General features: G+C 73.9%; 12 protein-coding genes. 3 read left to right on the forward strand and 9 right to left on the reverse strand.

The features are described from left to right. Nucleotides 1-22 precede the first annotated feature (22 nt). The 3 genes from ACYF6T_RS06410 to ACYF6T_RS06420 form a co-directional block, all read right to left on the reverse strand. Entirely contained in the window at nt 23-1,636 is a 1,614-nt protein-coding gene (locus ACYF6T_RS06410) for a succinic semialdehyde dehydrogenase (protein WP_461694097.1), read from the reverse strand. A gap of 134 nt (nt 1,637-1,770) precedes the next feature. Then, nucleotides 1,771-4,086: a serine/threonine-protein kinase gene (locus tag ACYF6T_RS06415; RefSeq protein WP_461694098.1), complete on the reverse strand. Its 2,316-nt coding sequence runs from the start codon at nt 4,084-4,086 to the stop codon at nt 1,771-1,773. A gap of 48 nt (nt 4,087-4,134) precedes the next feature. Further along, nucleotides 4,135-5,040 carry an MBL fold metallo-hydrolase gene (locus ACYF6T_RS06420; protein WP_461694099.1) on the reverse strand — a complete coding sequence of 302 codons (906 nt, stop codon included), beginning with the start codon at nt 5,038-5,040 and terminating at the stop codon, nt 4,135-4,137. Nucleotides 5,041-5,112: 72 nt separating this feature from the next. Here ACYF6T_RS06420 and ACYF6T_RS06425 point away from each other — a divergent pair, with 72 nt between their 5' ends. After that, nucleotides 5,113-6,051, forward strand: coding sequence for an AraC family transcriptional regulator (locus ACYF6T_RS06425; RefSeq protein WP_461694101.1), 939 nt, complete (start codon nt 5,113-5,115; stop codon nt 6,049-6,051). On the opposite strand, the gene ACYF6T_RS06430 is transcribed toward ACYF6T_RS06425, so the two are convergent. The 5 genes from ACYF6T_RS06430 to ACYF6T_RS06450 all read right to left on the reverse strand — a co-directional run bounded on the left by ACYF6T_RS06430 (nt 5,987) and on the right by ACYF6T_RS06450 (nt 16,748). After that, on the reverse strand, nt 5,987-7,546 hold the full coding sequence (locus tag ACYF6T_RS06430) for a serine/threonine-protein kinase (protein WP_461694103.1): 1,560 nt from the start codon (nt 7,544-7,546) through the stop codon (nt 5,987-5,989). The genes ACYF6T_RS06425 and ACYF6T_RS06430 overlap by 65 nt on opposite strands. Before the next feature lie 88 nt (nt 7,547-7,634). Then, entirely contained in the window at nt 7,635-9,224 is a 1,590-nt protein-coding gene (locus ACYF6T_RS06435; protein ID WP_461694104.1) for a serine/threonine-protein kinase, read from the reverse strand. 64 nt (nt 9,225-9,288) lie between these two features. Then, nucleotides 9,289-10,965 carry a serine/threonine-protein kinase gene (locus ACYF6T_RS06440; RefSeq protein WP_461694105.1) on the reverse strand — a complete coding sequence of 559 codons (1,677 nt, stop codon included), beginning with the start codon at nt 10,963-10,965 and terminating at the stop codon, nt 9,289-9,291. A gap of 162 nt (nt 10,966-11,127) precedes the next feature. Next, entirely contained in the window at nt 11,128-14,292 is a 3,165-nt protein-coding gene (locus tag ACYF6T_RS06445) for a protein kinase (RefSeq protein WP_461694107.1), read from the reverse strand. Nucleotides 14,293-14,456: 164 nt separating this feature from the next. Beyond that, nucleotides 14,457-16,748, reverse strand: a complete 2,292-nt coding sequence (locus ACYF6T_RS06450; RefSeq protein ID WP_461694109.1) for a serine/threonine-protein kinase — start codon at nt 16,746-16,748, stop codon at nt 14,457-14,459. 193 nt (nt 16,749-16,941) lie between these two features. Between ACYF6T_RS06450 and ACYF6T_RS06455 the strand changes: the two genes are divergently transcribed. Continuing rightward, complete coding sequence (locus ACYF6T_RS06455; RefSeq protein WP_461694111.1) at nt 16,942-17,985, forward strand: serine hydrolase domain-containing protein; 1,044 nt, start codon at nt 16,942-16,944, stop codon at nt 17,983-17,985. 81 nt (nt 17,986-18,066) lie between these two features. Here the strand turns inward: ACYF6T_RS06455 and ACYF6T_RS06460 are convergent, their stop codons facing one another. Further along, entirely contained in the window at nt 18,067-19,773 is a 1,707-nt protein-coding gene (locus tag ACYF6T_RS06460; protein WP_461694112.1) for a glycerol-3-phosphate dehydrogenase/oxidase, read from the reverse strand. 293 nt (nt 19,774-20,066) lie between these two features. Between ACYF6T_RS06460 and ACYF6T_RS06465 the strand changes: the two genes are divergently transcribed. Further along, nucleotides 20,067-21,275 (forward strand): nucleotide sugar dehydrogenase, encoded by a 1,209-nt coding sequence (locus ACYF6T_RS06465; RefSeq protein WP_461694114.1) that lies wholly within the window; start codon nt 20,067-20,069, stop codon nt 21,273-21,275. The last annotated feature ends 526 nt before the right edge of the window (nt 21,276-21,801 follow it).

A 21,801-nucleotide genomic window follows, 5' to 3' on the forward strand; every position in this document is an offset into this window, starting at 1 on the left:
CGGCGTTCCTGCCGACGTGTTCCTACTTGAAGCGCAGCGCCTTCATCAGGCGCAGGCTGCGGCTCATGAACGCCGCGTACTTCTCGTCGTCCATCCCCAGCGACGGCGCCATCGGCAGCAGCCGCTGCTGGGCCACCGTCTGGGCCTCCGTGTACTTGAGGATGCCCTCGGAGCCGTGGCGGCGGCCGAGGCCCGAGTCCTTCATGCCGCCCATCGGCGACTGGACGCTGCCGTAGGCGGGGGCGTAGCCCTCGTTGACGTTCACGGTGCCGGTGCGCAGCCGCGCGGCGACCTCGCGGCCGCGGGCGCCGTTCTTCGTCCACACCGAGGAGTTGAGGCCGTACGGCGTGGAGTTGGCGAGCTCGATCGCCTCGTCGTCGGTCTTGAAGCGGTAGATCGAGACGACGGGACCGAAGGTCTCCTCCGTGCACACCGCCATCGGCTCGGTGACGCCGTCGAGGATGGTCGGCTCGAAGAAGTACGGGCCGATGTCCGGGCGGGCGACCCCGCCGGCGACGACCTTCGCGCCCTTGGCGACGGCCTCCTCGACATGCCGGGTGACCGTCTCCAGCTGCCGCTCCCCCACCAACGAGCCCATGTCGGCGCCGTAGGCGAGGGACTTGCCGAGCCGCATGGCCTTGGTGCGGGCGGCGAAGCGCTCCAGGAAGGCGTCGGCGATGGACTCGTGGACGTACAACCGCTCGATGGAGATGCACAGTTGGCCGGCGGAGGAGAAGCAGGCGCGCACCGCGCCGGCGGCGGCCTTCTCGACGTCCGCGTCGTCCAGGACCAGCATGGCGTTCTTGCCGCCGAGTTCGAGGGTGACGCCGACCAGCCGTGCGGCGGCGCCCTGGGCGACCTCGCGGCCGGTGCGGGTGGAGCCGGTGAAGGAGACGTAGTCGGCGTGCCGGACCACCTCGGGGCCGACGACCGGGCCGTCGCCGAGGACGACCTGGAAGACGTCGGCGGGCAGACCGGCCTCGACGAGCAGGTCGCGGGCCCACAGCGCGGTCAGGCAGGTCTCGGTGTCGGGCTTCATGACCAGCGCGTTGCCCGCGACGAGGGCCGGCAGCGCGTCGCCGACGGAGAGTTCGAGGGGGTAGTTCCAGGGGGCTATCTGGCCGACGACCCCGCGCGGGTGGCGCAGTTCGGTGACCCGGGTCAGCGTGGGCATGGCGCCCGCGTGCCGCTTGGGCTTCAGGTAGGAGGCCGCCTTGCGGCCGTAGTGGCGGGCCGCGACGGCGACGGCCTGGACCTCCTCGTGCGCGTGCAGCCGGGCCTTGCCGGTCTCCAGCTGAATCAGGTCGAGGACCTCGGCCTGGCGCTGGAGCAGCAGGTCGTGGAAGCCGAGCAGGACGGCGGCGCGCTGCCGTACGGGGGTCCGCTCCCAGACCGACTGGGCCCGGCGGGCGGCGTCGAAGGCCTTCGCCACGTCCTCGGGCGTCGACTCGGGCAGGTCGGCCAGCTTCTCGCCGGTGAACGGCGTGTGGTTGGCGGTGCGCCCGGAACCGGTCACGCCCTTGGTGAGCTGGGCGACCAGCTCGGGGGTGACCACGTCCGCGGCGGTGCGGGCGCCCTCGGGAGCGGGGGCGAGGGGATTCGTGCCGGTCTTCGCCGGGGCTTGCGCGTCGGTCATGAGGCGCAGGGTATGCCGCGGCGGGAGCTTTGGGTACCCGTCGGTAACGCGGCTTCACCGAGTGCACACACACCGCCAGTGGGTACTGGCAAGGTTTGCGCTGATCAGGGCGTTGGAGGCCGCCGCGCGGACGATCAGGAGCCGCTCGGCGTCTCTTCGATGACCAGCCTGGCCCACGCCTCCTTGAACAGGGCCGTGCCCTTCTCCTCGTCCGCCGTGCCCTTGGGCATCTCGACGCGCAGCGCGTACATGCGGTCGTCGTCGGTGCGGATGAAGAGGCGCAGGACCCGGGTGCGGGAGTCGTCGGAGCCGTAGGTGGTGTCGGCGATGGCGGCCTCGTCGCCGTGGAAGCTGGTGACGGTGACCTGGCCGGCGGACTTCCCCTTCGCCCCCTGTGCCGCGACGGACTGCTGGGCGCTGGCCATGGCGGTGCCGGGTGCCTTGTCCCACTGGGACAGCTGCACCGAGAAGGGGTCGTTCGTGTAGAGGGCGGTGCGGGGCTGTACGTCGATGGTGTCGACGTGCCGGTACGAGCGGGGCACGTACAGGGTGGCGTGCAGGTCCGGCTCCCGGTGCGCGACCCAGGCGCCGGCCGAGGGGCTCGCGCCGGCGGCGGGGGCCGACCGGTAGGTGGCGGGCTGTTCGGTGGTGTCCGGCGCGCCGAGGTAGGAGGCCCCGAGCCAGCCACAGCCGACGAGAAGCCCACCGAGAGCGACGACGGCGACGGGACGCCGCAGGAGGGGCCGCTTGGGGCGGCGGGTCCTGGGGGTGCGGGCGGAGACGGTCTGGGGGGCGGGGATGGAGACGGGGCCGGGGCCGGGATCGGGGTCGGGATCGGGGTCGGTGATGGGGCCGGAGACGGACCCGGAGACGGGGTCGACGTCGGGGCCGGAGACGGGCCCGGAGGCGGAACCGGAGACGGGCCAGGAGACGGGGTCGGGATCAGGGTCGGTGATGGGGCCGGAGGCGGGGTCGAGGTCGGGGTCGGTGATGGGGCCGGAGACGGACCCGGAGACGGGGTCGAGGTCGGGGTCCGTGATGGGGTCGGAGACGGACCCGGAGACGGGCTCGGAGGCGGAATCGGTCGCCGACCGCCCTACGGGCCTCTCCGCGGCGCCAGCTACCGTCCCAGCGCCGGCTACCCTCCCAGCGCCCGCTCTCGTCTCGCCGCCCACTCGATTCGCAACGCCCGTTCCAGTCTCAGCGCCCCCTCGGTTCTCGGCACCAGCTCCTGCCTCAGCGCTCACCCGACTCGCGACGCCCGCTCCACCCTCGGCGCTCACCCAATCCTCGGCGCACGCCCGACTCGCGACGCCCGCTCCACCCTCGGCGCTCACCCCACTCTCGACGCCCGCTCCATCCTCGGCGCACGCTCCACCGCCGGCGCCCGCTCCCGTCTCGGCCTCCGGCTTCCTCCCGGCCCCTGGCTTCCTCCCGGCCCCTGGCTTCCTCCCGGCCCCTGGCTTTCTCTCGGCCTCCGGCTTCCCTCCGGCCCCCTGCTGCTGGGCGCCCCCCGGCCGCGCCCCCAGGCGCACCGTCCCCGCGTCGTCGGCGTACTCCCGCAGCCGTGCCGGGCTCTGTGCCTCCGTCTTCCCGGCGTCCGGTAGCGGCCGGCCCTCGGCCACCGCCTCCAGTACCGCCGCGCACTCCTGCGGGTCGGGGCGCTGTCGGGGGTCCTTGGCCAGCAGCCGGGTGACGAGCGGGCCGAACGGGCCGGCCTGTTTGGGCTCGGGCGGGTCCGAGGCGATGACCGCGGCGAGCGTGGACTCCAGGGTCGTACGCCGGAAGGGGGACCAGCCCTCCACGGACGCGTACAGCAGCACACCCAGGGACCACAGGTCGGAGGCCGGTCCGGCGCCCCGCCCGGACATCCGTTCCGGTGCGACGAACTCCAGCGAGCCGACGAACTCCCCGCTGACGGTGAGGGATTCCTCGCCCTGCACGTGGGCGATGCCGAAGTCGGTGAGGACGACCCGGCCGTGCGGGCCGAGCAGGACGTTGGCGGGCTTGACGTCCCGGTGCACGATCCCGACGGCGTGCGCGGCGCGCAGCGCGCCCAGCACGGCGAGGCCGATCCGGGCGGCTTCGGGCGCCTCGACGGGGCCGCGGGCGAGCCGGTCGTGCAGGGACTCGCCGCGCACGAACTCCATGACGATCCAGGGCAGTCCGTCCTCCTCCTCGACGACGACGTCGTGGATGGAGACGGCGGCGGGATGGTCGACGCGGGCGGCGGCCCGGGCCTCACGGTAGAGCCGGTGGGCGGCGCGGCGATGCGCCTCGTCCTCGGGGTCGCCGGGCAACCGGGGCTGTTTGACGGCGACCTCGCGGTCCACGACCTCGTCGTGGGCCCGCCAGACCGTCCCCATGCCACCGGATCCGATCCGCTCGGCCAGTCGGTAGCGCCCGCCGATCAGACGTCCCTCGCGCGCGTGTTCGCCGCGTTCGCTCATGCCCCATGAGTACCGTGCGAGGCGCGGAGTTGTCGACGCGGGTGGGTGCTACGGCCGCCACGGCGCGAAGGTGAACGCCTCGCCCTGCCGTCGTACTTCCGCGACACCCGTCCCTGCGAGGTGCGCGGGGATCACCAACTCCCGCAGCTCGGCGGCCCGTTCGAGCACGCGCCGGCGGCTCGCGGCGGCCTGTGCGGGCTCCCGGCAGAAGCGGCTGTTGCACTCGGGATGCGTGATCTGGACCGGGGTGTGCACCAAGTCACCGATGAAGACGGCCCGTTCGCCGCGGGAGGCGACGCGCAGGACCGACGAACCCGGCGTGTGGCCGGGGGCGGGCTCCAGCGTGAGGTGGGCGTCGACGCGGTGCTCGCCGTCCCACAGCACCACCTGCCCCGCCTTGTGCACGGGCGCGATGCTGTCCTCGTACATCAGCCGGTCGTCGGGCCGCACACCGCCCGCGTACCCGCCGTCGGGGCCGAAGTGGTGGTCGTCGGCGGCCGGGACGAGGTAGGTGGCGTGGGGGAAGGCGGGCACCCAGTCCCCGTCCTGGTCCCGCGTGTTCCAGCCGACGTGGTCCCCGTGGATGTGGGTGTTGACGACGATGTCGACGTCCTCGGGGCGCACACCCGCCCGCTCCAGCAGCGTGGGCAGCCCGGTCCCCTGCTGCCGGTGGAAGAACGGGTTGCCCGGCCGCTCCCGCCCGTTCCCCACCCCCGTGTCCACCAGCACGGTCCGCCCGCCGCTGCGCAGCACCCAGGTCTGCACGGCGACCACGGCCCGGTCGCCGGCGGGCTCCCAGTAGTCGGGCGCCAGCACGTCCCGCTCGGCCCGCCACACCTCGGGCCCCGCCTCCGGGACGAGCTCCCGGGTCGCCGCGTACGGCCCCTGCCACTCGACGACCCGCAGGACCTCTACGTCACCGATCTCGAAACGCTGTGTGGTGTCATCAGCCATGCCCACCACGCTAGGAGCGCGCGCCTGAGCTTTCCAATGCCTCTCTGCCTCAGCTTGATACGCTTGCGTCTCATGGACGTGGTGAGCGATGCGATCTCCGCCGTGCGCATCGGGCAGCCCTCGTCGAACCGGCTGCGGGTGGACGGCGGCTGGTGCGCGCGCCTCGCCCCGTACGAGGGGGCGGGGTTCCACGTGGTGCTGGCGGGCAGCTGCTGGCTGCGGCCGGACGGGGACGGTGAGCCGGTGACGCTGGGCGCCGGGGACGTCGTCCTGCTGCCGCACGGGGCCGGTCACGTGCTCGCGGACCGACCGGGCGACACGGCGCGGGCGGTGCCCTTCGAGGAGCTGCGCCGGCTGCCGCGGGAGGGGGACGGGCGCGAGGTGGAGCTGCTGTGCGGCAAGTACCGGCTCGACAGCAGCCGGGTGCACCCGCTGCTGGCCGAGCTGCCGCAGGTGGTGCACCTGCCCAACCGGGTCGGCACGCACCCCGAACTCCGGTCTGCGGTCGACCTGTTGGCCCGCGAACTGGACGAGCGGCGCCCGGGGTCCTGCCTCGCCCTGCCCAGCCTGCTCGACCTGCTGCTGATCTACATGGTGCGGGCGTGGATGACGGAGGCGCGGGCGGGTGTCTGGCCGGCGGTCCTGAGCGACCCGGTGACGACGGCGGCGCTGCGCGCCCTGCACTCCGACCCGGCGGCCCCCTGGACCAACGACCGGCTGGCCGCGGCGGCGGGCGTCTCCCGGGCGACGCTGGCCCGCCGCTTCACGGCGCTGGTGGGGCGGCCCCCGATGGCGTACCTGACGTGGTGGCGGCTGACGATGGCGGCGGCCCGGCTGCGGGACACGGACGCGCCGCTGGCCACGGTGGCGCGGGAGACGGGGTACGGGACGCCGTACGCGCTGTCGCACGCGTTCCGGCGGGAGTTCGGGATGACGCCGGGCCGGTTCAGAGCCGGTGAACCCGCCAGTTCGCCAGCGCGTCCCGGGCGATCTCCCGCCCCTGTCCGGTGAAGTAGCCCTTGCCCGGGTAGTCGATCCAGATCCAGTACATGTCGCCGTTGTCCGCGCGGTAGTAGAGGGCCTGGGCCTCGCGGGCGCGCGGGTTCTGGGTGTCCGTGGTCCGGTAGGTGACGGTGTTCTTCTCGGCCTTGCGGCCCCGGTACGTGGTCTCCTGCGGCTCGCCCCGGGGCGGCGGGTCGGACGCCATGTCCCAGCCGTACTCGCCGTCCTTGAGCATCGCCCAGTCGGCGAACGCCTTCTCCGACGCGGACGCCGGGATCTCGTCGTCCTTGTCGGCGGCCTTGACGTCACGGTTGACGTAGATGCGCACGGCCCCGCTCGGGTCGCTGAACTGGGCGTCCGTGCCGTCCGAGTCGGGCAGCGGGTCCCGTGTGAAGGAGGCGGGCACCCCCACCGTCATCCCGACCTCCGCGCCGAGGTCCCGCGTCTTCCAGCCGTCCGGCAGCGTCCCCGCGAAGGGGTCCGCCAGCAGCAGGTACGCCGCCACCGCCGCCGCGACGACGCCCGCGCCGATGCCGAGCCACGCCCTGCGGCCGAGCCGGACACCCCGGCGTACCACCTGCGCGGCCTGCGTGGGCGCCGGTGCGGGCGGGTGGGCGGCGGCCGTCAGCAGGGCCCGGACCCGGGCGGCGTCCGGCCGGTGCGCGGGGTCCTTATGGAGCAGGCCGTTGATGGCCTCGGCGAGCGGGCCGGAGGCCGCGGCGGGCGGCGCGGGGACGGCGTTCAGGACGGACTGGAGCGTGGCGGGGGTGTTGCTGCGGCGGAACGGCGAGACGCCCTCCGTGGCCGCGTACAGGACCACGCCCAGGGACCACAGGTCGGACGCCGGGCCCGGCCGCTGGCCCAGCACCCGCTCGGGGGCGATGTACTCGGGCGAGCCGACGAAGCCGCCGGTGTCGGTGATGTTGGTCTCGCCCTCGATCCGGGCGATGCCGAAGTCGGTGAGCACGACCCGGTCGTGGCGGCCCAGCAGCACGTTGTCCGGCTTGACGTCGCGGTGCAGGATGCCCGCCGCGTGCGCGGCCTCCAGCGCGCCGAGCACCTCCAGGCCGATCCTGGCCGCCTCGCGCGCGTCCAGCGTGCCCTCCTGCAGGGCGCTGCCCAGCGAACGGCCCCGCACCAGCTCCATGACGATCCACGGCCGGCCGTCGACCACCGCCACGTCGTGGACGTTGACCACCGCCGGGTGGTCGAGGCGGGCCGCGGCACGTGCCTCGCGGCGCATCCGCTCGAACACGTTGGCGCGTTCGCGCTCGGGAAGCGTGTCCGGGATGCGGGGCTCCTTGACGGCGACCTCGCGGTCCACGGTCTCGTCCTTGGCCCGCCAGACCGTGCCCATGCCACCGTGCCCCAGCCTGGACAGCAGCCGGTAGCGACCCGCGACGAGCCGGCCCGCACCGTTGTCCTGCTGCGGCGATCCGGGAGGTTGCAGAACAAAACTCGTCGTCTCGTCGGACTCGTGGCCGACTCCCCCGTTGCTGCTCATGCGTCATCCATATCGCGCCGGCCGCGCACGCATCCAGCGTTGGCGGGTTCCGGTCACAGACCCGTGACGTAGCCGACGGGCCGTACCGCTATGTCCGTACGAAGGTGTCGACCGCGACGTCGAAGTACTCCCGTGCCTCCCGCACCTTCCCGACCGGCGCGGACACCCACACGTCGTACAGCCGCCCCGCCTCCGCCCAGCACAGGTCGTACGTGTGCCGGGGGCCCTCGGCCGCGGTGAAGCCGTTCCAGGTGAACTCCCAGAGGGCGGCGGGGTGTCCGTGCCGCGAGGTGGAGGTGACCCGGCCGTCGTGGTAACCGGGGTTGCTGGAGGGGCCGCCCGCCGCCGCGCGGCGCATCACCGCGAGCGGACCGCCCTGCGCGGGACCGGAGACCTTGATGCCGAGGCGGAAGGTCTCGCCCGGCGACATGTAGAAGATCCGCTCCCCCTGCGGCTTGCGGGTGAAGCCGTCCGGCACGGCGAGGGAGAAGCCGGCGGGGTCGTCGGCGACGCGGTAGCCGGAGGGGGCGCTGACGGTGCCGGTCGGGGCCGGGGAGGCGGTGGCCGAGGGGGTGGCGGTGCGGGTGGGCACGCCGGAGGTGGCGGACGCGCTCACCGACGTCCGGGGTCCCGAACTCGTCGGCGTACGGCCCCCGTCGCCGCCCCGGTGCATGAGCAGCGCCGCCGCCGACACCCCCGCGCCCGCCATCGCCGCGACGAGCAGCGCGGCCACCAGCACGCCCCGGGTGGAGCGCCGGGTCTCCACGGTGGGCGCCGGCGGCGGGGCGGGCGGCCGGGGAACGTCCTGCTGCGTCGGCGTGTACACGGGGGTGGGCGTACGGCCCGTGGCACGGAAGTCGCGCAGCATCTCCTCCGCCCGCGCCGCGTCCAGCCGCCGGTCCGGGTCGCGCTCCAGCAGGCCCTGTACGACGGGCAGCAGCGGCCCGGCCTGGGCGGGCGGGCGGATGTCGTCGAAGACGACGGCGTGCAGGATGCCGCCCAACGAGTCGCGCCGGAAGGGGGATTCACCGCTCAGCGCGGTGCACAACAGCGCGCCCAGCGACCACAGGTCGGACTCCGGGCCGGTGCGGCCGCCGGACATCCGCTCGGGCGCGGTGTACTCGGGGGAGCCGACGAAGGACCCCGTCTCGGTGAGCGTGGTGGCGCCGGCGACCTGCGCGATGCCGAAGTCGGTGAGCACGACCCGGTCCGAGCCCGCCTCCAGCAGGACGTTGGCCGGCTTGATGTCCCGGTGCAGCACGCCGGCCGCGTGGGCGGTGCGCAGCGCGCCGAGCAGGGCGATGCCGATGCGCGCGGCCTCGTCGGGGCCGACCGGGCCGCGCGCGGCGATGCGGTCGGCGAGGGAGCCGCCGTCGATCAACTCCATGACGATGTACGGGCGTTCGTCCTGCTCGACGACGTCGTGGACGACGATGATGTGCGGGTGGCGCAGCTGGGCCACCGCGCGGGCCTCGCGCAGGGTGCGGTCGCGCTGGCGCCGGACCTCCTCGGCGGGCAGCGTCTCGTCGTGGTCGAGGGGGAGTTCCTTGACCGCCACCTGCCGGCCGAGCAGTTCGTCGGTCGCCCGCCACACCACGCCCATGCCGCCCCGCCCCAGCCGCGTCTGCAGCCGGTACCGGCCCGCGATGACGCGGACGCCTGCCCCCTCGGTCCCCATGCGCCCCATCATGCCGTACCGGAGAGAGGCGCTCCGGGACGCCGACCGGCCAACTCACCGGCGGCTACGGGGACGTCTTCTCCTGCCAGCCCTGCAGCAAGGCCGTGAACTGCTTGCTGGTGCGCGCCCAGTCCTTCGCCGGCGAGGAGATGTAGAGCGCGTACTCGGTGCCCTCGCGGGACATGTACGTCTCCTCGACGGCGCGCCGCGGCCCGGGGAACTTGGTGTCCTTGGGCTGCGCGACCCAGGTGTACTCCCACACGGAGCCGTCGCGGTCGCGGTAGAGGTTCTTCTCCAGCCGGACGCGGTGGTAGTCGACCAGCCGCTGGAGCTGCTTCTCCAGGTCGAGCTGGTGGTCGTAGGCGTTGTTGAAGTCGGGCGAGGTGTCGATCGCGATCCGGACGAAGTGCTTGCCGTCGTCCGGCGTGTAGTCGACCTGCCGGAGATCGCCGTCGACGCCGACGACCTGCCGCTTCCAGCCCTTGGGCAGGTAGACGCTGAAGCCCCAGGGGTCGTTGTAGTACTTCCAGTCGGAGACGGGGGTGCCGGTCGGGCTCGGGGAGGTGGTGGACCCGGCCGTGCCGCCCTGCCCCTGCTCCTGCCGCCCCTGGTCCCACTTCTGCAGTGCCACGGCCGTGCCGCCGCCGACGAGCACGGCGAGGGCGATCGCCAGGACGACGGTGCGCAGGCGACGCCGCTTGGGCGCGGGCGCGGCGGCGACGGTGCCGGTCGCCGGGCCCATGCCGCCTTGGCCCACGCCGTACTGGCCCGTGCCCTGCGGGCCCATGCCGGTCGGGCCGATGACCGTCGGGCCGGTGAGCGGCGGGAGCGGTGCGGAGGCCGACGGGTAGGCGCCGGTGGGGGGCTCAGGCGAGCGCCCCCGGGGCACGTGCCCGGTCGGCACGTACGCCTGCGCCGCGTTCGGCCGCCGCCCCTCCGCCGCCTCGGCGAGCATCTGCTCGGCCTCGGCGGCACCGGGCCGCAGGGCCGGCTCCTTCTGCAGCAGCGAGGTGATCACGGGCCCGAGCGCACCGGCGTACCGCGACTCGGCGGCCTCCTCCTCGACGACCGCCTGCATGGTGGACAGCGGTGAGGTGCGGCGGAACGGCGAGCGGCCCTCCACCGCCGTGTACAGCGTCGCGCCGAGCGCCCACAGGTCGGAGGCGGGGCCGGGGTCGTGGCCGCGCACGCGCTCCGGGGCGAGGTAGTCGACCGAGCCGACGACCTCGCCGGTGCGCGTGATCGTCGTGTCGCCCTCGATCTGGGCGATGCCGAAGTCGGTGAGCAGCACGCGCCCGTCGTGCCCGAGGAGCACGTTGCCCGGCTTCACGTCACGGTGCAGGACGCCGGCGGAGTGCGCGGCGCGCAGCGCCCGCAGCACCCACAGGCCGATCCGCGCGGCCTCGGCGGGCTCGACGCGCCCCCGCTCCTTGACCGCGTCGGCGAGCGAGTAGCCCTCGACGAGCTCCATGACGATCCAGGGCCGGCCGTCGTGCTCCAGCACGTCGTGCACGGTGACGACCGCTGAGTGGTTGATCCGGGCGGCCGCGCGCGCCTCGGCGCGGGTGCGCGCGAGGAGCCGGTCCCGGTCGCCCTCGGACACGTAGAGCGCGGCGGTCAGCTCCTTGATCGCGACGGCGCGGTGCAGCACCTCGTCGTGCGCCCGCCACACCCGGCCCATGCCGCCGCTGCCGATCGAGTCGGCGAGCCGGTAGCGGCCCGCGACAAGCTGGCCCTGCATCTGATTCACGTTGCCCCGCAATGGTCTTGACAGGGTCAGACTAAGGACCGGCAGGCGTCCAGGGAACCTGGGGGGCGCGACGGAGACAGCACTGTGACGGTTGTCGCTTCCGCTCCGCGGAGTGAACCGTTCGGGCCCTTCACTCCCCGCTCACGGACGAGATCAACCAGTCACCCGGTACGTCTGCGACGCCTGCTCGTACAGCCGCGTCACCTCGTCCCGCTGGGACTCCGGCCCGCGCACCTGGACGACGTGGTAGCGGCCGTCGATCAGGATGGCGAGGTTGCGCACGAACAGGTCGCGCCCCTGGTCGTCGGTCCAGGTGAACTGGCCCTCGGCCATCACCCGTTGCCCCACGGTGATGGTGCGCAGCCCGGCCGCGGTGGCCCAGCTGGAGGAACGGTACGGCTGCAACTCGTGCTCCTCGTCGCGCTGGTACGCCATCGGATCGCTGCCGTAGGTGACGGCGCCGTCCCGGCCGGGTACGACGACGAGCTCGAAGTCGCCGTGCGAGTAGACGACTTGGTTCCACGCGTTCCTGGGCGCCCGGGACCAGCCCTTGGCGACGGCGACCTCGAACCCTTCCGGGTCCTTGCGCAGCGTGAAGCCAGCGGCGACGTCCGGGCCGGCGGTCTGCGTCCCGGTCGCGCCGGCGGACGCCGACGGGCCGGACCGCCGCGGGGTGGGCGAGGTCTGCTCGGGCCGGGGCTCGCTGCTCGCGTTCTGGTCCGACCGGGCGGGCGCGGGGCTGACGTCACCGGCGGCGCCCGTGCGCTGCCCGCCGGCCGCGCCGTCCTCGCCGGCCTTGGGCATGAAGAGCATGGCGTACGCGATCGCGCCGGCCAGCAGGAGCAGGACCAGCAGGAGCAGCAGCCGTCCGAGGCGGCGGGGCGAGTGCTCCCTCTCCTGTTTGGCCCGCTTGTGCCGGCCGTGCGTGGTGGCGGGCAGTCCGGCGCGCCGCCTGCGCACCAGTTCGCCGCGGCGCCGGACGATCGGCAGCCGGTTGGGGTCGGTGGGCGGGGCGGCGATCACGTGCGTACCGGCGTCGGGTTCGGGGGCCGACCGGACGAGCGAGCGCAGCCAGCCCCGGAGTTCCTCGAACTCCAGCCGCTCGGTAGGGTCCTGGCGCAGCAGCGACTCGACAACCGGCCGCAGCGGCCCGCACTCCTCGGCGAAGGCGGGCGGCTCGGAGCACACCAGCTGCACGAGCTCGGCGGTCGACTCCTCCGGATACGGCGCGTGCCCCTGCACGGCCCGGAACAGCAACGCCCCGAGCGCCCACAGGTCCGTCGCCGGCCCGATCGGCGCCGCCAGCTGCCAGTTCTCGTGCACCGGGCCGGCCTGCTCCGGCGCCCACCGCTCGGTCACGGGCCCCACCACGGCCATCCGCGCCTGCCGGGCCCGCTCCGCCGCGAGCGCGGTGGCGGGGCCGCGGGGGGTGGGGGTGGCGGCCACGAGGTCGTTCCAGTGGGTGGCCCGGGGGGCGGGAGCCCCGGGGAACGCGCCGTCGTCGGGGCCCGGTGCGCCGGTCGGCGGGGCGGTGCTGAGGCCGGGGTGCTGGACGCCGGGCGGGGTGGACCGGGGGGCCTGGGGCTGGCCCTGGGCGCCGGAGTCATCGGGGGCGGCGGGAAGGGCGGTGTGGCGGCCGTCCCGCAGCGCCGCTGCGTCGGCGGGCGTCCGGGGCGTGTCGCCGGTACGACGAGGAGTCGCCCCGTGCCAGGCCGAGCCGCCCACGCCATAGGGATCGGCTATCTGACCGGACGGCACCCCGGGCCCACCCTCGACACCCTCACCGGGACCATACGGCTGCGCCACACCGTTGGACTGCCCCACCGAGCCGTCTTCGGACGGGGGACGGGTGGCGGGGAGGGAGGGGCCGTTGGGATAGGGAGCGAGATCGTCGCCGGGATAGACAGCGGGGTCGTCGCCGGGTGCGGGGCGGGCACCGGGGAGGGAAGCGCCGTTGGGATAGGGGGTGGGGTCGTCGCCGGGGGTCGGGCGGGCGCCGGGCAGGGCCCCGCCGTTGGGGTGGGGGGTGAGGTTGTCACCGGGATGGGAGGCGGGGCTGTCGCCGGAGGCTGGGCGGGCGCCGGGCAGCGTCCCGCCGTTGGGATACGCGGCGGGGTCGTCGCCGGGTGCGGGGCGGGTGGCGGGGAGGGAAGCGCCGTTGGGGGGCGTCGTCGAGTCGGGTTCGGGTGCCGGGCGGGCGCTCGGTAGGGCCGCGCGGCTGCTCTGCTGGGCCTCCTGGACGCGGGCCGCCGCACGGGCCCCCGCGCGATACGCGGCGATCGCCCCGGCGCGCGCCGCGCGGATGTCCCCGCCGGTCTCCAGGGCGCCCCGCCCGAAGGTGCCGGACGCCCCGGTGGCCGTACCGTCTCCCACGGCCGGCAGCCCACCCGCGGCCCGCGCCTCGATCGCCGCCCGCCGCGCGGCCTCGGGGTCACCGGCATACGCGGCCCCCGAGCCGGCCGGCCCCACGGCAGCCCCCGGACCGAACGAGCCGGCGGGACCCCGCAGGGCCCCCGTCACCCCGGAACCCGGGCCCGCGCCCCGGCCGGCGGCCCCGGCCGCACCGCCCGGAAATCCTGAAGCGCCCGAAGCCCCTGAAGACAACCCGGCGACGGCACCTCCCGAGAACCCGGCAGCACCCGCCGAACCTCCCGCCGGCGTTCCCGTGCCCCTGTCCTCCCCCTCCGTCTCCGTCTCCGACGGGGGCACCGGGTCGTACCCGCACAGCGCCTCCTCCGCCGCGCCCACCGCGAGGCCCGTCAGCATGACGCGGCCGTCGTCGCAGACGAGCACCGTACGGGCGGTGATGTTGCGGTGCACCCAGCCGTGCGCGTGCAGCACCCGCAGGGCCATGAGGACGTCGGAGGCGACCTCGGCCGCCCGGTAGGGAGTCAGCGGCTTCTCGGCGAGCAGCGCGGCCAGCGGCCGGGCCGCCACCAACTCGCTGACGATCCACAGCGAACCGCCCTCGGCGAACACGTCGAAGACCTGGTCCAGCCGGGGATGGTCGGGTATCCGCGCGGCGGCCTGCGCGGCCTCGACCGCCCGCCGCACCGCGGGATCCGTGGGCCGCCGCGTGCCGCCGCCGCCCCTCCCGGAGGACCGGCGCGATCCGTCACGCGCAGTGAACCCGTCGGGCAGCCCCTCCGCGTCGAGCACCTCCGCCTCGACGACCTCCGGCAACGGCACCTGCCGGACGAGGACTTCCTGCCCGCTGTAGGTGTCGAAGGCCCGGGTCTCGGTGAGTTCGTACTCGTCGGAGGGCGGCAACGGCAGGCGGTAGCGGTCGGCGAGCACCCGACCCGCATAGTCGTCCACGTTGCCTCCCTCGGCCGCCCGGTTGGTCAATTCCGTTCGCCTTGCGCCCCGTTCCGGACACACAGCTGGATGCGTACGGTCCGCAAGCCTTCACGATACGTGCCGGAGGCAACCTGCAAAGAGCGGATGCCGTATCTGCCGCCTCAAACTCGGGACCAGTGCCTTTACGACTTGGGTTCGAACGTCTTCGCGAGCGTCTGCCACGTGTCCTTACGCAGCTCCGTACCCCAATCGTCCGCCTTCGCCGTGTACATCAGCGCATACCCGAGATGGTCGTTGACGACGAACCCCCGGTCTGTCGTCCGGTACTTCGTCCCGCCCTCCACGTAGGTGAACTCCCAGTCGGCCGCGTTCCAGCCGCGGTAGTCCACCTTCTCTATGCGGATCTTCTGGTACTGCGAGCGCGTCATGTAGCGCTCCTGGTTCTTCCAGTCGGCCACCGGGTCGCTCTTCGGCGTGGACGTCCACGCGATCAGCAGCTTCTGCCCGTCGGGCCCGGTGAAACGGTCGCCCGCGGCCCCGGTCGACTGGTACTTCCACCCCTTGGGCAGCCCGATCGAGTACCCCTGCTTCCCCTGGTACGTCGACACACCGGCGCCGGCACCGGACGAACCCGTCTCGGCACCGCTCCCCCCGGTCGCGCTGGGGCTGTTGCTCGGTGTGTTCTGCGACGAGGAGCCGGCCGTCGAGGCGGAGGCCGACGCGTCCGTGCCCGTGCCGCCGCTCTTGTCCTCCTTGGTGTCCGCACTGGCGCTCGCGCTCGCGACGGTCTTGCCCCCGCCGCCCGTGGACCCCTTCGAACCGGTGTCGTCGTCCCCGCCGAGGGTGAGGGCCAGCACGGTCCCGAGCACCACGGCCAGCACCACGACCACCGCGATGATCACGAACGTCCGCTTCGGCACCACATCGGTCAGCGGCGCCCGCGGCACCGGCGGCCGCGGCGGCAGATCGGGCGGCGTCATCACGGGCCACCCCGAACTCCGCCCACCGGTCGGCCCGTTGGCCCCCTGGCCGCCCCGACTCCCGGCACCCACAGCCCCACTCGAAGCCGCCGGAGCCACCGGAGCCGCAGAACGCGCCGAAGCGGTGGAAGCCCCGCCCGCCGAAGCCGAAGCCCCCGATGCGTCCGACACACCCGATGCGTCCGACGCACCCGGGGTCCTCAAGCCACCAGAAGCACCCGCCGCACCCCTCGTACCCGCCGCGCCCGAGCCGGCCGCCGCCGAAGCCCCCGCCGACGAACCGGAAGAACCCGACAGACCCGAAGAGCCCGGGGAACCCGACGTCCCCGAACCCCCCGGCGACTGCGCCGGAACCGCCGGCGCGGACGACCCCGCCGTCCCGCCCGGCGCCGAAACCCCCGTTCCCGTACCGTTCCCCGACTTGCGCGCCACGGCCGCCGTGCCCGCCGCGCTCGCCACCTTGCGCACGGACCGCAGCGCCCCGCGCAGCTTCTCCGCCGCCTCCTCGCCCAGCCTGCCGGCGGAGCCGCCCGAACTCCCCCGGCCCGTACGCCCGTCGGGCTGCGCCGGCAGCGGCACCACCTTCGTCGCGTCGGCCGGCGCCTGCGGCTCGGCCGCCTTCGGCTCCGGCGCGTGGATCACCGCGTTGAGCATGGCCCGCGCGCCCGCGTCGTCGAGCCGCTTCTCCGGGTCCTTGGTGAGCAGCCCGTAGATGACGTCCTTGAGCGGCCCCGCGTTCTTCGGCTCCTCCAGCGGCTCCGTCATCACGGCGGTCAGGGTCGCGATCGCGGAACCCTTGTCGTACGGCGGAACCCCCTCGACCGCCGCGTACAGCAGCCCGCCCAGCGACCACAGGTCGGCCGCGGGACCCGGCTTGTGCCCGCGCGCCCGCTCCGGGGAGATGTAGGAGGGCGCGCCGACGAGCATGCCGGTCGAGGTGATGGACGGGTCGCCCTCCACCTGGGCGATGCCGAAGTCGGTGAGCACGACCCGGTCGGTGTCCGACTCCAGCAGCACGTTCGACGGCTTCACGTCCCGGTGCAGGATGCCCTCGCGGTGCGCCGACCGCAGCACGTCCAGGATCGCGAGCCCCACCTCGGCGGCCCGCTTGGGCTCCAGCAGGCCGTCCTCCCGGATGACCTCGGCCAGCGACTTGCCCTCGACGAGCTCCATCACGATCCACGGCCGATCGTCCTCGTCGACCACGTCGAAGACCGTCACCGCGCTGTTGTTGCGGATCCGCGCGATCGCCTTCGCCTCGCGCAGCGTGCGCGTGATCAGCCGGCGTTTCTCGTCCTCGTCGATGTTCGACGGGAACCGCAGCTCCTTGACGGCGACCGTCCGGCCGAGGGTCTCGTCCTCGGCCCGCCACACCGTGCCCATGCCGCCACGGCCGAGTACGTCTCCCAGCCGGTACCGCCCGGCGAGAAGACGCTCGCTCTTGTCCTGACGAGTCTCCTGACGAGATGTACCCGCCCGCTCCGCCTCCGACATGCGTCCCCTCATGCAACCCGCCCTGACAGAGCCTCCATTGTCCCTCACCCGACAAGTGCCCCACGCCCAGGGTGCCTCTGGGGCCACCGGGACACCGGCCCGCACGGAACGGCTCGTTCCGTACACCCCGGCCCCGGTGCGGCGGCCCGTACGCATTCCTGGATGATGGGCCCCTACGAGGAGGACCCCCGCGATGCCACCGTTTCGGACACTACTGGCCGTACCTGTGTCCCTCGCGCTGCTCGCCCTGGCCCCCGCCGCCTCCTCGGCGCCCGCCACGCCGACCACCGACACGGTCCTCCCGCTGCTGGTCACCCGGGGCCGCGCGCCCGCCGCCGCCCTGCTCGCCCGGGAGGAGTCCGGCACCCGCTACGCCCAGGCCGGCCGGGGCATCGCCCGCGCCGACCACTTCCGCGCCGGCAGCATCACCAAGACCTTCATCGCGACGGTCGTCCTGCAACTGGCCGCCGCACACCGGCTGTCCCTGTCCGACACGGTGGAGCGGCATCTGCCGGGCCTGGTGCGCGGGGCCGGCAACGACGGTCGCGCGCTGACCCTGCGCGCCCTGCTCACCCACACCAGCGGCCTCTACGACTTCACCCGGGACACCGGGGGCCTGGTCCCCCTCACTCCTCGTCAGGCCGTACGCGTCGCACTCACCCACCCTCCGGCCGACCGCGGCCGCTTCTCCTACTCCAACACCAACTACGTCCTGCTCGGCCTGGTGATCCGTCAGGTCACCGGCGACTCCTACGCCACCGAGGCCGAGCGTCGCATCATCGCTCCGCTGGGCCTGACCGGCACCTCCTTTCCTGGTTCCCGCACCGCCCTGCCCGACCCGCACGGCCGTGCCTACACCGCCGCCGGGGACGACGTCACCGAGCTCGACCCGCGGGTGGCGGGGGCCGCGGGTGAGCTGGTGACCACGCTCGCCGACCTGGACCGCTTCTACGCGGCGCTGCTCGGCGGGCGGCTGCTGCCCTCGCGCTGGCTGCGCGAGATGCTCGGCACCCGCACCGCGCACGGCTCGTACGGCATGGGCCTGTTTCCCGTGAGGCTGCCGTGCGGTGTCACGGTGTGGGGGCACAACGGACGCATCAGCGGCAGCTACGTGCGCAGCGCGGCCACCGTCGACGGCCGGCGTGTCCTCACCTTCCGCGTGAACACGACGGCGATCGCAGACCCCGGCCTCGAACCCCGGTTGCTCACCGCCGAGTTCTGCCCTCGCACTGGTTAGAACGACCGAGCCCCGAACGAAGATCCCGCCCATCGGTCACTCGTTCGAGTGATAGCCGCCCGCGGCAGCGGAACGCACCCCCTACAACGGCACGATGTCCGGCGCGCCCAGCCGTGCCGCGTCCGCCGTCAGGTCGTCCGGCTGACGCTGGGACTCGCGCTCGGCCTCCACCCGCTTCTCGTAGTGCTCGACCTCGCGCTCGATGTGGTCCTTGTCCCAGCCCAGCACCGGCGCCATCAGCTCCGCGACCTCGCGTGCGCTGCGCGTGCCCCGGTCGAAGGTCTCGATGGAGATGCGGGTGCGCCGGGTCAGCACGTCGTCCAGGTGCCGCGCGCCCTCGTGCGAGGCGGCGTACACGATCTCGGCACGCAGGTAGTCGTCCGCGGCCTGGAGGGGTTCACCAAGACCCGGGTCGGCGGCGATGAGGTCGAGGACCTCCTCCGCCAGCGTCCCGAAACGGTTCAGCAGGTGCTCGACCCGCACCACGTGCAGCCCGGTCCGCTGGGCGATGCGCGCCCGCGCGTTCCACAGCGCCCGGTAGCCCTCCGCGCCCAGCAGCGGCACGTCCTCCGTGACGCACTCGGCGACGCGCAGGTCGAGCCCGTGCACCGCCTCGTCCACCGCGTCCTTGGCCATCACCCGGTACGTCGTGTACTTGCCGCCCGCCACGACCACCAGCCCCGGCACCGGATGGGCCACGGTGTGCTCGCGCGACAGCTTGCTGGTGGCGTCCGACTCGCCGGCCAGCAGCGGGCGCAGACCGGCGTAGACGCCCTGCACGTCGTCCCGGGTCAGCGGGACCGCGAGCACCGAGTTCACGTGCTCCAGCAGGTAGTCGATGTCCGCGCTGGACGCGGCCGGGTGCGCCTTGTCGAGGTCCCAGTCGGTGTCGGTGGTGCCGATGATCCAGTGCCGGCCCCAGGGGATGACGAAGAGGACGGACTTCTCGGTGCGCAGGATGAGGCCGGTCGTGGAGTGGATGCGGTCCTTGGGGACGACCAGGTGGATGCCCTTGGACGCCCGCACGTGGAACTGGCCGCGCTCGCCCACCATGGCCTGCGTGTCGTCCGTCCACACGCCCGTGGCGTTGACGACCTGCTTGGCGCGGACCTCGTACTCGCCGCCCGCCTCGACGTCCTGCACGCGCGCGCCGACGACCCGCTCGCCCTCGCGCAGGAAACCCGTCACGCGCGCACGGTTGGCGACCTTGGCGCCGTACGACGACGCGGTGCGCACCAGGGTGGCCACGAACCGGGCGTCGTCCATCTGGGCGTCGTAGTACTGCAGGGCGCCGACCAGTGCCTCCTTCTTCAGCGCCGGGGCCACGCGCAGGGCGTGACGGCGGCTCAGGTGGCGGTGCATCGGCAGGCCCCGGCCGTGTCCGCGGGCCATGGACATCGCGTCGTAGAGCGCGACGCCCGAGCCGGCGTACAGACGCTCCCAGCCCTGGTGTTGCAGCGGGTACAGGAACGGCACCGGTTTGACCAGGTGCGGGGCGAGCCGCTCCAGGAGCAGTCCGCGTTCCTTCAGGGCCTCGCGCACCAGGGCGAAGTCGAGCATCTCCAGGTAGCGCAGGCCACCGTGGATCAGCTTGCTGGACCTGCTGGAGGTGCCCGACGCCCAGTCCCGCGCCTCGACCAGCCCGGTGGCCAGTCCGCGGGTCACGGCGTCCAGGGCCGTGCCCGCGCCGACCACGCCGCCGCCCACGACCAGCACGTCCAGTTCGCGTTCGGCCATTCCCGCCAGTGCCTCGGCACGCTGCGCCGGCCCCAGAGTCGCTGTCCTCACCGCTGCCTCCTGTCGCCGGGAAGCCTCTCCCGCGCTATCGGTCGCGTCGGCCGCACCCGGTGGGCGAAGCCCGGTTCACACCCCCCATGCCCAAATTCTGACCGGCTTGCCCGACTTCAGCCACCACGCACCCCGAGCCTGTGGACAACATTCACCGGCTCACGAGAAAACACAGACGACCAATCCCGCATATCGGTCATATTTACTCCTAGTCTGACATTGCGCTCGCCCATCCTGTCCACAGGGCTTGCGCACCTGTCCCGCTTCGGTTACTGGGAAGGACGGCCCACGCCATGCCCGCAGATCTCGCCGTCATCGGACTCGGCCCCTACGGCCTGCCGCTGGCCCAGGCAGCCGTCGCGGCCGGCATCCCCACGCTCGGCTACCGCACGGGCCCGGAACCGGGCTCCCTCAGCCCCGCCGAACTGCGCCGGATGCTCTCGGGGGGCTTCCGGCACGCCGCCACCCCGGCCGAGCTCGGCCGCGTCCGTACGGCGGTCATCTGCGCGCCGACCCCGCGCGGCGCGGACGGCGGGCTCGACCTCACCCAGGTCGAGGCGGCGGCCCGCGTGCTGGCCGCGCGGCTGCGCCCGCACACCACGGTCATCCTCGAATCCCCGGTGCCGCCGGGCACCACCGAGGACTTCCTGCGCCCCCTGCTCGAAGAGGGCTCCCGGCTGCGCGCGGGCCGCGACTTCCACCTCGCCTACTCCCCCAGCCGCGTCGATCCCGGCAACCGCGACTTCACCCCCGCCAACACCCCCAAGGTGATCGGCGGCCTGACCCCGGCCTGCACGGAGTCGGCGGCGGCGTTCTACGGGCGCCTGACCGACAAGGTGGTACGCGCGCGTGGACCACGCGAAGCCGAGACCGTGCAGCTACTGGAGACGAACTTCCGGCACGTCAACATCGCGCTCGTCAACGAGATGGCGGTGCTGTGCCACGAGCTCGGCGTCGACCTGTGGGACGTGGTCCGCTGCGCCGAGACCAAGCCGTTCGGCTTCCACGCCTTCCGCCCCGGACCCGGCGTCGGCGGTCACGGCGTCCCCCAGGACCTGTCCGGCCCGGCCGGCCGCACCCTGCGCATGGTCGAACTGGCCCAGCAGGTCAACAGCCAGATGCCCCGTTACGTCGTCCAGCGCGCGGCCACGCTCCTGAACGAGCACGGCAAGTCGGCGCGGGGCGCGCGCGTGCTGCTGCTGGGCGTGACGTACAAGCCGGATCTCGCCGACCAACAGGGCACGCCCGCGCGGGAGATCGCGACCCGTCTGATGGAACTGGGCGCCTCCGTCAGCTACCACGACCCGCACGTCCCGTCCTGGAACGTCCTCGACCGCCCGGTCCCCCGCGCCGACTCCCTCTACGAGGCCGCGGCCGACGCCGACCTGACCATCCTGCTCCAGCAGCACCGGACGTACGACCTCCAGGGCCTGTCGGTGAAGGCACAGCTCCTGCTGGACACGCGGGGCGCCACACCCACGGGGGCGGCGCATCGGTTGTGAAGGGGGGCGCGTGGGTGGACGGGCTCCGGGGGCTGGTGGCAGGCGGGGCGCGGCGCGGGTACCTTACGGAGACAGGCGGAGCCCGCCGCAGAGGGCACTGCGGCAGGCTCCTGGATGGTGCACGGAGTGTCCGCCCCTAGGTTGTGTGGGGGCGGCCGCTCACCATCCGAAAATCCGCAAGATCCACCTCCTCCGGCACTTCACCGTCCACAGACGGATCCGATCCCAGCGAGTGGGCCTGCGGTGACGTCCCATGGGCGCCCCCTTCCACGAGGCCGCCCAGTGCCCGGTGGACGGTCCGTCGGACATCGGGCCGGGCCCCGAGGAGCGGGGTCCGGAACCAAGTCCTTGGAAGGGGGCGCTCCAGCAACCTCGGGCGCCGACACGGACGCTGTCGCCCTCCGATCGGCTGACCAGCCCGTATCCGTCCCGAACGCAACCACGCGCCCCCGCACCACACCGCGCGCCCCGCGCGGGCACCGGGCACGCGGAAGGGCCGGTCACCTCGCCAGGTGACCGGCCCCCT

The sequence above is a fragment of the Streptomyces sp. 7R007 genome (assembly GCF_054850255.1).